This window comes from Marinobacter halophilus (genome assembly GCF_003007685.1).
Classification (GTDB): Bacteria; Pseudomonadota; Gammaproteobacteria; order Pseudomonadales; family Oleiphilaceae; genus Marinobacter; species Marinobacter halophilus.
The window spans coordinates 425,084-438,487 of sequence record NZ_PXNN01000003.1 but is presented as its reverse complement, the minus strand read 5'-3'; the positions used below and the strand labels follow the sequence as shown (position 1 = coordinate 438,487).

At 57.4% G+C, this 13,404-nt stretch carries 14 protein-coding genes; 10 read left to right on the top strand and 4 right to left on the bottom strand.

The window, feature by feature from the left end:
• Positions 1-6: 6 nt before the first annotated feature.
• From C7H08_RS01995 to C7H08_RS01975, 5 genes are read left to right on the top strand one after another with little or no spacing between them, the layout of a single operon-like run.
• Positions 7-834: an ABC transporter substrate-binding protein gene (locus C7H08_RS01995; protein ID WP_106670079.1), complete on the top strand. Its 828-nt coding sequence runs from the start codon at positions 7-9 to the stop codon at positions 832-834.
• A complete protein-coding gene (locus C7H08_RS01990) occupies positions 831-1,700 on the top strand; it encodes a formate dehydrogenase accessory sulfurtransferase FdhD (RefSeq protein WP_106670078.1) in 870 nt (289 codons plus the stop codon). Before C7H08_RS01995 ends, C7H08_RS01990 begins: the two co-directional genes overlap by 4 nt.
• Before the next feature lie 12 nt (positions 1,701-1,712).
• Positions 1,713-2,300, top strand: coding sequence for a molybdenum cofactor guanylyltransferase MobA (gene mobA / locus C7H08_RS01985; protein WP_106670077.1), 588 nt, complete (start codon positions 1,713-1,715; stop codon positions 2,298-2,300).
• Positions 2,297-2,788: a molybdopterin-guanine dinucleotide biosynthesis protein B gene (gene mobB / locus C7H08_RS01980; RefSeq protein WP_106670076.1), complete on the top strand. Its 492-nt coding sequence runs from the start codon at positions 2,297-2,299 to the stop codon at positions 2,786-2,788. The genes mobA and mobB overlap by 4 nt, the downstream gene beginning before the upstream one ends.
• A gap of 26 nt (positions 2,789-2,814) precedes the next feature.
• Positions 2,815-4,062 (top strand): molybdopterin-binding protein, encoded by a 1,248-nt coding sequence (locus C7H08_RS01975; RefSeq protein ID WP_106670075.1) that lies wholly within the window; start codon positions 2,815-2,817, stop codon positions 4,060-4,062.
• Positions 4,063-4,078: 16 nt separating this feature from the next.
• On the opposite strand, the gene C7H08_RS01970 is transcribed toward C7H08_RS01975, so the two are convergent.
• From C7H08_RS01970 to C7H08_RS01955, 4 genes are read right to left on the bottom strand one after another with little or no spacing between them, the layout of a single operon-like run.
• Complete coding sequence (locus C7H08_RS01970) at positions 4,079-4,555, bottom strand: DUF6505 family protein (protein WP_106670074.1); 477 nt, start codon at positions 4,553-4,555, stop codon at positions 4,079-4,081.
• Positions 4,552-5,256, bottom strand: a complete 705-nt coding sequence (locus tag C7H08_RS01965; protein ID WP_106670073.1) for a biotin/lipoate--protein ligase family protein — start codon at positions 5,254-5,256, stop codon at positions 4,552-4,554. Before C7H08_RS01965 ends, C7H08_RS01970 begins: the two co-directional genes overlap by 4 nt.
• Positions 5,253-6,098, bottom strand: a complete 846-nt coding sequence (locus tag C7H08_RS01960) for an Mrp/NBP35 family ATP-binding protein (RefSeq protein WP_106670072.1) — start codon at positions 6,096-6,098, stop codon at positions 5,253-5,255. Before C7H08_RS01960 ends, C7H08_RS01965 begins: the two co-directional genes overlap by 4 nt.
• A 19-nt stretch (positions 6,099-6,117) precedes the next feature.
• A complete protein-coding gene (locus C7H08_RS01955; RefSeq protein ID WP_106670071.1) occupies positions 6,118-8,097 on the bottom strand; it encodes a 4Fe-4S binding protein in 1,980 nt (659 codons plus the stop codon).
• Positions 8,098-8,262: 165 nt separating this feature from the next.
• Here C7H08_RS01955 and C7H08_RS01950 point away from each other — a divergent pair, with 165 nt between their 5' ends.
• The 5 genes from C7H08_RS01950 (at position 8,263) to C7H08_RS01930 (ending at position 13,392) form a co-directional block, all read left to right on the top strand.
• Positions 8,263-8,841: a DUF3305 domain-containing protein gene (locus C7H08_RS01950; protein WP_106670070.1), complete on the top strand. Its 579-nt coding sequence runs from the start codon at positions 8,263-8,265 to the stop codon at positions 8,839-8,841.
• A complete protein-coding gene (locus tag C7H08_RS01945; RefSeq protein ID WP_106670069.1) occupies positions 8,841-9,461 on the top strand; it encodes a DUF3306 domain-containing protein in 621 nt (206 codons plus the stop codon). The genes C7H08_RS01950 and C7H08_RS01945 overlap by 1 nt, the downstream gene beginning before the upstream one ends.
• 113 nt (positions 9,462-9,574) lie before the next feature.
• The gene (locus C7H08_RS01940; RefSeq protein WP_106670068.1) at positions 9,575-10,186 is read left to right on the top strand and encodes a TorD/DmsD family molecular chaperone; all 612 of its coding nucleotides are present in this window, start codon (positions 9,575-9,577) and stop codon (positions 10,184-10,186) included.
• A gap of 41 nt (positions 10,187-10,227) precedes the next feature.
• Positions 10,228-10,419: a twin-arginine translocation signal domain-containing protein gene (locus tag C7H08_RS01935; protein ID WP_106670067.1), complete on the top strand. Its 192-nt coding sequence runs from the start codon at positions 10,228-10,230 to the stop codon at positions 10,417-10,419.
• 87 nt (positions 10,420-10,506) lie between these two features.
• Positions 10,507-13,392 carry a formate dehydrogenase subunit alpha gene (locus tag C7H08_RS01930; RefSeq protein ID WP_106670066.1) on the top strand — a complete coding sequence of 962 codons (2,886 nt, stop codon included), beginning with the start codon at positions 10,507-10,509 and terminating at the stop codon, positions 13,390-13,392.
• The last annotated feature ends 12 nt before the right edge of the window (positions 13,393-13,404 follow it).

The window sequence follows — 13,404 nt, the reverse complement described above, 5'->3', positions numbered from 1 at the left end:
ACGACTATGAAACACCTTGTCCTCTTGATTGCGTTAACATTCAGCACCCAAACACTGGCCGACACCATCATCGTTCAGTCCACCACCTCGACCCAAAATAGTGGCCTGTACGACTACCTGTTACCAATACTGAAAAAGGATACCGGTGTTCAGGTGAATATTGTCGCTGTGGGCACGGGCCAGGCCATCAATAATGCCATGCGCTGTGATGGTGATATGCTCCTGGTTCACGCCAGGTCTGTCGAAGAAACATTCGTCGCTGAAGGTTATGGCGAATACCGCCGCAACCTTATGTACAACGACTTTGTCATCATTGGACCCGAAGCCGATCCGGCAAATGTGGCAGGCTCCCGCGACGTCAATGAAGTTCTGCTTCGAATCGTACAAGCCGGTGCTAAATTCGCCTCACGTGGTGATGATTCGGGAACACACAAGAAAGAACGCTCATTATGGCAGGCGGCCGCCATCGATCCTGACACAGGATCGGGTCAATGGTACCTTGAAACCGGGAGCGGCATGGGCGCAACCCTGAATACCGGTGTGAGCCTTGGCGCCTATGTAATGACTGACCGAGCCACCTGGATCGCATTTGCCAACAAACAGGACAGCACCATTTTATTTGAGGGTAAACCCGCCCTGTTCAATCAATACGGTGTTATCCCCGTCAATGCAGACAAGTGTCCCAACGTGAATCGAGAAGCAGCGGAAACCTTTACACAATGGCTATTGTCCGAAACCGGACAAGCTGCCATTGGCTCCTACCAGGTTGAAGGTAAGCAGCTATTTTTCCCGAATGCCAACGATAATCTAAACAGTTCGATCGAGTTGAAATGATGATTACAACCCTTCTACCCAACCCGACTGATCCTCGGCTATCCCGCACTGTTGAGGGCGTTGATGAACACGGTCAGTCCAAATCGATCAGCGTGATCGAAGAGCGCCCTCTGACCATCTATCTGAACAGCCAGGAAATCGTCACCGCCATGACCATCGGCGATCACCCGGAGTATCTGGCACTCGGCTTTCTCCTGAATCAGGGCATGCTGCGTGACACCGACCAGGTGACCGGGATTGATTTCGATGAAGAGCTGGAAGTCGCCGTCGTCCGCACCGCAAATGTGACGAATGTCGAGGATAAACTGGAAAAGAAAACCCGCACTTCGGGTTGCGCTGTGGGGACGGTGTTTGGCGACATGATGGCCGGGCTTGACGGGCTGAAACTGCCGGATACCCCGGTGCACACCAGCACCTTTTACGACCTTTCTTATCAGATTAACCACACGCCCAGCCTGTATATGGAAACCGGGGCCATTCATGGTTCCGCTCTGTGTCAGGGGCTTCAGGTACTGGCCTACATGGAGGATGTCGGGCGCCATAACGCGGTCGACAAGATTGCTGGCTGGATGCATTTAAATGACATCCCGGCGGCCGATAAAGTTCTCTACACCACTGGCCGCCTGACTTCCGAAATGGTGATCAAGACCGCCCTGATGGGCATCCCGACCCTGATCAGTCGGTCGGGTTTTACCGCCTGGGGTGTGGATATTGCCCAGCAGGTCGGGTTAACGCTGATCGGACGGATGCGAGGCAAAAAGTTCACCTGCCTCAGTGGCCAGCATCGCCTGGTATTCGATCAGGACCTGTCGCAGGTTCCGGATGACGACAAAAAAATGCGTCGCAAAGGCGCTCAACATGATTGACGGAGGCACAGCATGACTCAATGCGCTGTCATTCTGGCAGGTGGCCAGGCAAACCGCATGGGCGGCGGAGACAAAGGCAGGCTCATGCTGGGTGACCAGTCACTGATCCAGCGGGTTATCGATCGAATCACGCCGCAGGTCGACGCCGTGGTATTGAATGCCAACGGGGACCTGAGTCGTTTTGATGATTTGGGATTGCCAGTAATGGCCGACTCTATCGGCGATTTTCCAGGCCCACTGGCGGGTGTGCTGGCGGGCATGGATTGGGCTGCCGAACAGGGCCATGAGTGGCTGATCAGTGTCGCCGCGGATACCCCTTCGTTCCCACTGGATCTGGCAGAACGGCTAACCGGCCACGATACCCCCGTGGTGTTGGCGGCGACGCCGGATCCGGAGCGCGGCCGTATTCCACAGCCGACGTTTGGCCGCTGGCCGGTGGCGTTGCGCCATGATCTGAGAGCCGCCCTGAACGACGGTGTGCGCAAGATTCGCCAATGGACTCAGGCCCAGGGCGAGACGCTGGTCATTTTTGGACCGGACGACTTTTTTAATATTAACACGCCGGATGATCTGGCCTGGGCGGAGCAGCATCTCAAGTGAACGTTATCGGCATCGTGGGCTGGAAAAATTCGGGCAAGACCACTCTGGCCAGTGCAGTTATTCGGGAGTTATCCAGCAGAGGTTTAGCCGTCAACGCGATCAAACATGCCCATCACAGGGTGGATGTGGATCAAGCCGGAACCGACAGCTACAAGCACCGGGAGGCCGGCGCCCAAGAGGTCATCCTGGCGGGCGGTCAACGCTTCGCCATCATGCATGAGCTCCGGGGTGCCAACGAGCCGACACTGGATGAGTTACTGGCCCGACTTGGCCCCTGCGACTGGGTGGTGGTAGAGGGCTTCAAGAACCACTCGCACCCCAAAATTGAAGTGCACCGGCGGGACAGCTCGCACGCCCCACTGTATCCGCAGGACACCAGCATTGTTGCGGTCGCAGCAGACTACGCTACGGATTTTTCGGGCCCCGTTTTCGACATAAACGATGTGCCCGGAATCACTGACTTTATTCTGAACCGTAACCGACCATAAACGCTACAACCAGTAACGGGACCACCATGAAACCGCTTCGTAACGACTGTTTTGCTCTGCCCCCCGGGGTGAACTGGACGCCGGTGGACGAGGCCTTGGAAAGGTTACGTTCAAGATTGCACCCGGTGGTGGGTGTGGATCATGACGTTCCGCTGTCGCAGCTGAATGGCCGCATACTGGCTGGCGATGTCTATGCGCCACGAGCCCATCCCCCTAGCAGCAATTCGGCAGTCGATGGTTATGCGTTTGCCGGCCCTCTGACCGACGTCCCCTGCTTACTGCCTCTCGTTGATGGCCGCAGTGCCGCCGGCGAGCCCTACACCGGTCAGGTGCCCGAAGGCCACGCTATCCGCATCCTCACCGGAGCGGTGATACCGGCAGGTACGGACACGGTGGTCCTGGAAGAGGATTGCGAGGTCGTCGATGGCCAGCTCCATCTGAACGGCACGTTAAAGGCAGGCGCCAATCGACGCCTGGCCGGCGAGGACATCCAGGTCAGGGACCAAATTCTCACCGCCGGAACCCGCCTCAGTCCTACCCAGATTTCAGTGCTCGCCAGTGTCGGCGTCGAGTCGGTTGACGTCTATCAGAGTCTGCGTGTTGGCGTGCTGTCCACGGGCGACGAGGTTAAACCCGTCGGCTCCCCCGTTACCAACTGGCAAATTTATGATGCCAACCGCCCGATGCTGAGCGCTTTGGTGACGCAGCTGGGCTATCAGCTGGTGGACCTGGGCCATGTACTGGACCGGGCCGAGGACGTCAAAGTGGCGCTGGCGCGCGGCGCCGAGCAGTGCGACCTGATCCTGACCAGTGGCGGTGTTTCCGCAGGGGACGAGGATCACGTGTCGAAAACACTGAAAGCCCACGGTGAAATCAGCAACTGGCGCATCGCGATCAAGCCGGGCCGCCCCCTGGCGCTGGCCATGTTCCAGGGGACACCCGTGGTGGGTTTGCCGGGAAATCCGGTGGCGGCCTGGGTCTGTGCGCTGCGCTTTGGCGCGCCGGCGATGTCGCTGCTGGCAGGCGGTGAGTGGTTTGAACCCCAGGCTTTCGTGATGCCCGCCAATTTTTCCAAGAACAAGAAGCCCGGGCGCAGCGAGATGTTGCGCGCTCGAGTCCGGGATGGCCAGGTTGAGGTTTTTGGCTCCGAAGGCTCGGGCCGGGTGACAGGTTTAGCCTGGTCCGAAGGCATGGTGGAGCTGGACGAGAGCGCTCAGCAAATAGAGCCGGGAACCTCCGTGCGCTTTATTCCCTACGCCAGTTTTGGCCTGTAATCAGCTCAGAGCATCATCACTCATAACCGCCGTGCACCGCAAAGGCCTCCAGCGAGGCGTCTTGCGGGGCTCGTGAGCGGTAGGTTTCCTCAACGCCTAACTGGGTCAGTGTTCGGCTGACCATCAGCAGGGTATTCTCGTCGAAGTCCTCACACATCCGGCGCATCTGGTCGATTTCTTCGCAAGCCACCGGGTAGGCAGCGTCAATATCTGGTGCGCCGTAAAGCTCGACGAAAGTTTGCGCCAGGGTCTGGCGCAACTGCTCCAGTTCGGCTTCGGTGATGTTGGAAACGCCAACAAAACTGGCGCGGCCGCCCGATTCAACGCTGTACCAGCCGTTAGTAAAGGCCTGTCGGGCCTTACCTTTCAGATCCGCTTCGGTCCAGTTGGAAAATTCAAAGCCGCCTGAAATGGCCCATTCACCACTGGGAGCCGGCTGCTCAAACACATTTTCATCGGATATATCCAGGCGCAGGGTTCGGGCCAGTTTCATGTGTGCTCCGCGAATTCGATCAGACTCACTGTTTCGGTCATGACGCCCTGGCGCACCAGCATCCGGCCTTTTTCATCCAGCCCAACGAAGATGCCGGGTCTGGGCTGGTCAATCTCTTTGCCCAGGTCGTCGCAGCGTGGCCGCCACTCGTTGTGTACACGCTCGAAACCGCTGTCCATGAGATAGGTCAGCCACAGAAGCGTGTGTTTTGACCAGCTTTCCAGTAGCGCCATGGGTTCGATTTCGCCACAGCCTTCTTCAAACAGACAGGTTTGATTCGGGTTCTTCCCTGGCTCATCGCTCACCGGTATAAAGGGTACATCGATACCAATCACCAGCCAGTTTGGTTGCGCCCCGGGATCTGACACGTCCGCCGCATAGCGAACGCCACCGCAAACCGCACCATTCACCTTGATGCGATCCGGCCACTGAAAAAATACCGGCACCTCGGGCGGGGCCAGCGCGCCCAGACTCTCAGCCAAGCCGATCTGGGCCACGTAAACGGCCTGAATAGCCTCTTCCAGAGGCGTCTCCGGCGCCAGCACCAGGGCCGCACGCAAAACGTCGCCCGCCTCAGAGTAAAAAATCGTGCCTGAATCGACCCCGGCAATAGCCTGGCTGACGGCCTTATCGAAAGGATCCGTGTGCCTGGGTACGGCTTCACCCTTTAATAGTGGCGGGAAATGGGGCGACTCGGTCATAGGATGGCTCGGGCGTAGATATCAGAGGCGATTATTTCATCGGCAATGCGCTGGAAAGATTGGGACTGAGGGCTATCAGGCTTTGACACCACAATCGGAACGCCGCCGTCCGAACCAATACGAATATCCAGATCCAGCGGAATTTCACCCAGGAAGGGCGCTCCGAGTTTTTCTGCCTCAGCCCGGGCGCCGCCGGAGCCAAAGGGATGGTGCTCTTTACCGCAACCGTCGCAGACAAACGAAGCCATGTTTTCAATCAGACCAAACAGCGGCACGTCCAGCCGGTTGAACATGTCGATGCCTTTGCGCGCGTCCATCAGGGCAATGTCCTGGGGTGTTGAGACCACAACCGCGCCGGCAACAAAGAACTTCTGGCTCAGGGTCATCTGCACATCACCGGTGCCCGGGGGCAGGTCTACCAACAGCACGTCGAGCCTGCCCCAGTCCACCTGGTTCATCATCTGTTCCAACGCTCCCATCAGCATAGGTCCGCGCCAGATGATAGCTTCGCCATCCGGAGCCATCAGACCCAGCGACATCAACGTCACACCATGATTGCGCAGGGGCAGGATGGTATGGCCGTCGGGGCTGGACGGGCGACCTGAAACCCCCATCATTCGTGGCTGGCTGGGTCCGTAGACATCGGCGTCTAACAACCCCACTTTGAGACCTTTCGACGCCAACGCAACGGCCAGGTTGGACGCCACAGTGGATTTACCTACGCCGCCCTTACCCGAGGCAATAGCAATGATGCGATTAATGCCCTTCGGGTTTTTGTCCTGCGGCCGGGGTGCGTCGGTACCAATCAAGTTGGGTTTGCCAACCTCAGTATATTGAACCATGTTGTGTCCTGTTTAGCGTTCAGCTGTCGAGGTAGTCATCAGTTGTACGAACCCGAGGGCGCTCGCCCTTCGCCATGGGCGCGGCATCCCCGTGAAATTGAGCTTTGACTCGACAGTTATCGCACATCTTGATGAGCTGGACATTATCAGACTTGGTATACATCCAGTGCTGGTTTTCCAGTTTCTCAACGATTCGGTTAATGGTGCTGGCAACGCCAAAGGGCGTGCCGCATTTGATGCATTCGAACGGTTCCTCGCCGTGCAGTGCCCGAGCACTCAGCGCGGCCTTGGATAGATCCAACTGGGGTTTCAGTGTGATGGCGGTCTCGGGACAGGTACTCTCGCAAACGCCGCATTGAACACAGGCGTTTTCCGTGAACTGAACTTCCGGCCGGTCCGGATGGTCGCCCAGCGCTCCGGTAGGACACAGTGATACGCAGGCCAGGCAGAGCGTGCATTTGTCAGAATTGATCTCGATCGCGCCGTAGGGTGCTCCCACTGGCAGCGGTATCGGCGCTTCGATTTTGTCCGCCATCGCGGCGACGGTGACGCGTGTGACATCACGGCGACCGCCGACCAGCAGAACCGGATCACTCACGCGCCCGGCGTTGTCCCCAACCTCGCCAAGTTGCTCGGCGGCGATCACACGGACTCGGCTGGGTGAGTTTTTGGTACCTGCAAGCATGGCCTGAGCCAGCTCGACTTCAGCGGTAACAGCCCGGCGGTCTGTCTCGTTGTCCGCCAGAATCAGCACTTCAGCGTAGCCTGCGCCAAATCCGGCCAGTATCTCGGCGTGGCCGATACGATCGATATGCTCGAGGCCCATCGGGATCAGATCATCCGCCACCCCATCGTAGTATCGTGCCAGGAAGGCCATGGAGTCTGCCCCCACACCCAGGGTGTGGAAAACCAGCCGCGGAGCTTCACCGGTGTGTTCGCGATAGGCCTTGGCCATGACCTCCAGGACTAGGGTAATGGCCTCAAAGGGGGTTTCGTTCATGGTCACGGCTGACGTCGGGCAGACCGCCGCACAAGATCCACAACCTGCACAGATATCGGAATCGATCTGTACGTGCTCTCCAAAGGAAAAAATCGCCTCGGTGGGGCAAACGTCCAGGCAGCGGGTGCAACCGGACTGATTCGCCCGCGAATGCGCACACAGGGAGGTTTCCAGATTGAAATACACGGTTTTCTCGAACTCACCGACCCGGTCCCTGGCGGTCAGCGCGATACGCTCCAGCTCTCCGGTCTTGGCCGGGTCAGCCCAGAAGTAGCCATTGCGCTTCTGATAGCTGGGAAACGCTGGAGCGCCACCACGCAGATCAATAAATACATCACACTCACTTCGGGCGGTGGCTTTCACCTCGCCAAAACTGAGGGAACCGCGACCCGCGGGATTCAAGGCTTGCAGTTGGGCAAACTCCAGCTTGAAATTGCCCAGCGCACCACGGGCCGACGTCAATTGACCTCTGGCGACGTCGTAACCAGCGGAGGGCAACTGTATCGGCCCGGCATCATTCACGATGCAGGTCACGCCCAGCTCGTCCTGCACCAGCTCGGCCATTCGCACGGCTTGCTCGGTGGGCCCAACAATGCAACACACACCGCTGGACTGGATTGTCTTCACGGGCGCTGAAGGGGCCGGTAACTGGGCCGCGGCGATCAAGGCGGCCTGCTTGGCGTGCACGCGCCTGGGATTCGCAGTTGATGAACTCCAACCAGCACGATCCCGAATATCGATGGCTCTCATCGGCGCGGAATGCTGAATCTCAGCCTGTACGTCTTCGCTTAACCGTTCGAACAGGGCGGCCTGCTGGCCACAGGCAATAAGCAGTTCGTTGCTACCGCCCAGGTGCTTGGCCGCAACCTCCATCTCGGTGCCACACAGTTGATCCACCACAACCACCTGCTCAGCCGCTGCGGCCGCTTGCAACGCCTCAGAGTTAAAGGACTGAGTTTTGTCGCAGGTGCATAACAATAGGGTTTTGTGTGCCGTCATCAGATTTTTGCTCTTTACGTTATTTTTGTACGTGTACGTATTGAATGCCGGTTGAGGATGACATACCCATTTATCCTTCGACAATTGGATAATTGGATAATTGCTTGCGCTCTGCTAACTTCTTAAGTCCGAGCGCTGTCATGAGCCGCAGTATAGAGAGCCTTCATGAGCCGTAATACAGAAAGTTGGAAGCGCGAGTTAAAAATCGGTGCCGTCGTTCGTCGGTCGCCGGGCGTCACCCAATGGGCACGGGACACCTGGAAGCCAGTGGCTGTTATCCCGGGCGCACCGGAAGCATTCTGGAAAGAACTGGTACGTGATGGCGAGATGGTCGATTTCCACGCCGGCACTGTCACCATGGAGCTGTTCCGCGCTGATGTCGAGGGGTACCTTGTATCCCTGAACATGGCCACCCCCTCCGTCTGGGTGGTGATGGATAAGGATCAGACCCATCAGTCTCCATCAGGATGGGTCGTCAGCGCCATTACCGCCAGCGCCCATGACGCCCTGGATAGTCTGGACAGTGGCGAAAGCATCGTCGAAGCGGTTCCGATTCCCGAGTCCCTGGCGGCCTGGATCAAAGAATTTATCGACCTGCACTACATCGAAGAGCCTTTCAAGAAACGTCGTCGTGACGAAATAAATGTTGATGCTATCGAAGACGGCAAAGGCGACGCACGCATTCGTCAACAGAGCGATGTTTACCGTGCGCCCTCCAACATGAAAAAACCGAGAGTGCACTGATGGCTGAGTCACGCTTACAGCGTTGGTCGCGCAAAAAAGCCAACGCCAGCAAAGAGCCTGAGCTTGCCCCGCCTCAGACGGTTGAGCCCGAGTTATCGCCTGAAGAGCAGGAACTCATCATCAATGAGACCCTGACTGAGATCGAGGTGCTGGAGAAGTACGACTTGCCCGACCCAAATGCCATCGAGCTCGGCACCGACATCAAAGGGTTCATGCAAAAAGAGATTCCCGAGCTCCTGCGACGCAAGGCCCTGCGCTCACTCTGGAAATCAAATCCCGTGCTGGCGGTACTGGACGGGCTCAATGATTACGATGAAGATTTTACCGACGCCGCCAACACAGGCAAAGCGATACAGACCCTGTACAAGGTAGGCCAGGGGTTTGATAGAACGCCGAAGGTTGAAGAGAAGGCCGGTGCGGAAATCGACGGCCAGATTCAGGCGCTTGACGGGTCCCCGGAGACAAACAGCCCTTCAGAGGTAGCTGAAACCCTGCCAGATGAGAGCTTAACCGAGCGGTCAGAGCCCGAAATCGCTGTGGGCTCCGCCACTACCCGCCAGGTCGAACCTGCGCTTGCTGAGGCTGAACCGAGCTATCGCCCCCGAATGCGTTTCGAATAATGGGTGCCCGGACGCATATTTCCCCCGGGTCAGGTTAATTATACTAAACTTAACCAGATATACGATCATTAAAACTGTGAGCAACCTACAAAAATAGCTCTAAGGACAAAGACTTGGCTAACACCGCTGAAATTCAGTGCCCTCGCTCTATCGCAGATGAAGATCGCGCGCGTGCTCAAATGTATCAGTTACTGGGCACCCTGTTGGGCGGCCCACCTTCGAATGAGCTTCTTCGTGGTCTGACAACCTTGCAAGGTGGTGACACTGCTCTGGGATCCGCATCCAGAACTCTGGCTGCTCTTGCCGAGCGCACTTCGCCGGAAAACGCCAACCGGGAATACAACAATCTGTTCGTAGGCGTCGGCCGTGGTGAACTACTGCCCTTCGCCAGTTATTACCTGACCGGGTTTCTGAATGAAAAGCCCCTTGCGGATTTGCGTGGTGATCTGATGGCCAGGGGGATCAAAACCTCTGACGATGTTAAAGAACCTGAAGATCATATAGGCACGCTGTGTGAAATCATGGCGGGAATCATCACCGGCGAGTTCGAGTGCGACAGTGACCTTGTTTCACAGAAAGCCTTTTTTGATGCGCATCTGGCAAAGTGGGCATTATTGTTTTTTAGCGATTTGGAGAAAGCGCAAACTGCGGTCTTCTATGCGCCGGTGGGCTCGCTGGGGCGGGCTTTCATGGACGTAGAAGCCGATGCGTTTGCACTTCAATAACCGGGATCTACCTGATCCCTTAACCCAGGTGGAGGTGTCCTATGGACAACCAACAGCGTGATAACAGCCGTCGCCGCTTCTTGCGGATGGCAGCAGCTGCAGTTCCAGCTGCCGTTGCCGTGGCAGTAGCACCGAACGCCGCAGCCGAGGTCGTTGTCAAAGACGCTCCTGAAAGCCGCGGTCTACGTGACACTGAACACACGCGCAAATATCTGGAATCGGCTCGCTTTTGAGGAAAGGTAAGTCATTCAAGGTTGCGAAAGGCTCTTGGATGACTGCATTTCCAGGAAAACGAGAATAAAAATAGAGAGGTACGAGACATGTTGAGGAAGAAAACCAACGGGGTAGCGAAAGGCTCCCGTGCGGGATCTTTACTTTCATCCCTCGCTGCAACGACGATGGACCGCCGGGGATTCCTGGCCGCTTCCGGCGTCGCAGTTGGCGGCCTGGCGGCTTTGTCGCTGCCGTCGACGCGCGTCAAGGCGGCAACCCCGTCAACGGCGGGTGCCGAAGTCGTGCGCAAAAAAACCGTGTGTACGCACTGCTCGGTCGGCTGCACGGTCGAGGCTGAGGTTCAGAATGGCGTCTGGACCGGCCAGGAGCCCGGTTGGGACAGCCCGTTCAATCTGGGCTCTCACTGCGCCAAGGGCGCCTCGGTGCGGGAACACGGCCATGGTGAACGCCGCCTGAAATATCCGATGAAAATGGTCAACGGCCAGTGGCAGAAAATTCCGTGGGATCAGGCGATCAACGAGATCGGCGACAAGATGTTGCAAATCCGCGAAGAAAGCGGTCCGGACTCGGTCTACTGGCTGGGAAGCGCGAAGTTCAACAACGAACAGGCCTATCTGTATCGCAAGTTTGCTGCGTACTGGGGTACCAACAACGTCGATCACCAGGCCCGGATCTGTCACTCAACAACGGTAGCCGGCGTAGCCAACACCTGGGGCTACGGTGCGATGACCAACTCGTACAACGACATTCACAATTCCAAAGCGATCTTCATCATCGGCGGCAACCCCGCAGAAGCCCACCCGGTGTCGCTGCTGCATGTCCTGAAAGCCAAAGAAGAAAACAATGCGCCGCTGATTGTCTGTGATCCGCGGTTCACCCGTACTGCGGCTCATGCTGACGAGTACGTGCGTTTCCGCCCCGGCTCAGACGTCGCGCTGATCTGGGGCCTGCTCTGGCACATCTTTGAAAACCGTTGGGAAGACAAAGAGTTTATCCGTACCCGCGTATACGGTATGGACGAAATCCGTGAAGAGGTTAAACGCTGGAATCCTGAAGAAGTAGAGCGCGTTACCGGTGCACCGGGTGCGCAACTTGAGCGTGTAGCGCGCACTCTGGCCAACAACCGTCCCGGCACTGTCATCTGGTGTATGGGCGGCACTCAGCACTCCAACGGTAACAACAACACCCGTGCGTACTGCGTGTTGCAGTTGGCTCTGGGTAACATGGGCGTGGCCGGCGGCGGTACCAACATCTTCCGCGGACACGACAACGTGCAGGGTGCCACCGACCTGGGCGTTCTGGCCGATACCTTGCCGGGCTACTATGGCCTGACCGCTGGCTCCTGGGCCCACTGGGCAAGAGTCTGGGAAGAGGACATGGACTGGCTGAAGGGTCGCTTTGCCGTGATGGACAAGAGCGGCAAGTCCAAAGCCATGATGAACGAGAAGGGCATCACCGTGTCTCGCTGGATCGATGGTGTTCTGGAAGCCAAGGAAAACCTGGACCAGCCCGACAACACCCGGGCGATGGTTCTGTGGGGCCACGCGCCCAACTCGCAGACGCGTATGCTGGAAATGAAGGAGGCCATGGAAAAGCTGGACCTTCTGGTCGTCGTGGATCCTTTCCCCACCGTGTCAGCGGTGCTGCACGATCGCAAGGACGGTGCCTACCTGTTACCGGCAACAACCCAGTTCGAGACCACGGGTTCAGTAACCGCTTCCAACCGATCGCTCCAGTGGCGTGAAAAGGTCATCGAGCCTTTGTTTGACTCGAAGGTCGACCACGAAATCATCAAACTGTTTGCTGACAAGTTCGGCTTTACCGATCGTATGTTCCGCAACATTGCAATTGAAGGCAACGAGCCGGTAATCGAGGACATCACACGCGAATTCAACCGAGGCATGTGGACCATCGGCTATACCGGCCAATCGCCCGAGCGCCTCAAAAAGCACATGGCGAACCAGCATCACTTTGACAGGACTACCCTGCGAGCGGTGGGAGGACCCTGCGACGGTGATACCTACGGTTTGCCGTGGCCATGCTGGGGCACCGCCGAGATGAATCATCCGGGAACGCACAACCTGTACGATATGTCGTTGCCGGTATCCGAAGGCGGCCTCACGTTCCGGGCCCGGTTTGGCGTCGAGCGCGATGGCGAGAGCTTGCTTGCTGACGGCGTTTATTCAAAGAACTCCGAAATCAAGGACGGCTACCCTGAGTTCACCATGCAGATGCTGATGGACCTGGGCTGGGACGGAGACCTCACCGCCGAGGAACGTGCCAGCATTGATGCGGTGTCAGGTGCCGACACCAACTGGAAGACCGATCTGTCAGGCGGCATACAGCGTGTGGCGATCAAGCACGAGTGCGCACCCTTTGGTAACGCCAAAGCCCGCACGATTGTCTGGAACTTCCCGGACCCCATACCGCTTCACCGCGAGCCGCTGTACACCAGCCGTCGTGATCTGGTGGAAGACTACCCGACCTATGCCGACAAGCACTTCTGGCGGGTTCCGACCCTGTACGAGTCCATTCAGAAGAAGGACTTCAGCAAGGACTTCCCCATCATTCTGACTTCAGGCCGACTGGTTGAATATGAGGGTGGTGGTGATGAGACTCGGTCAAACCCCTGGCTGGCGGAACTGCAGCAGGACATGTTCATCGAGGTGAATCCGCGCGATGCGAATAACCTGAACATCCGTGATGGCAACGACGTCTGGGTTTCTGGCCCTGAAGGCGCACGCATCAAGGTAAAGGCGATGATCACCGAGCGCGTCGGCGAAGGCGTAGCCTTCATGCCGTTCCACTTCGGCGGACACCTGGAAGGTAAGGACCTGAGGGATAAGTATCCCAAAGGTGCTGATCCCTATGTGCTGGGTGAGTCCACTAACACGGTTCAGACATACGGGTATGACTCGGTCACGCAGATGCAAGAGACCAAGTGCACCCTGTGTGCGATCTCGCCAGCATAATAAGAGGTGTAT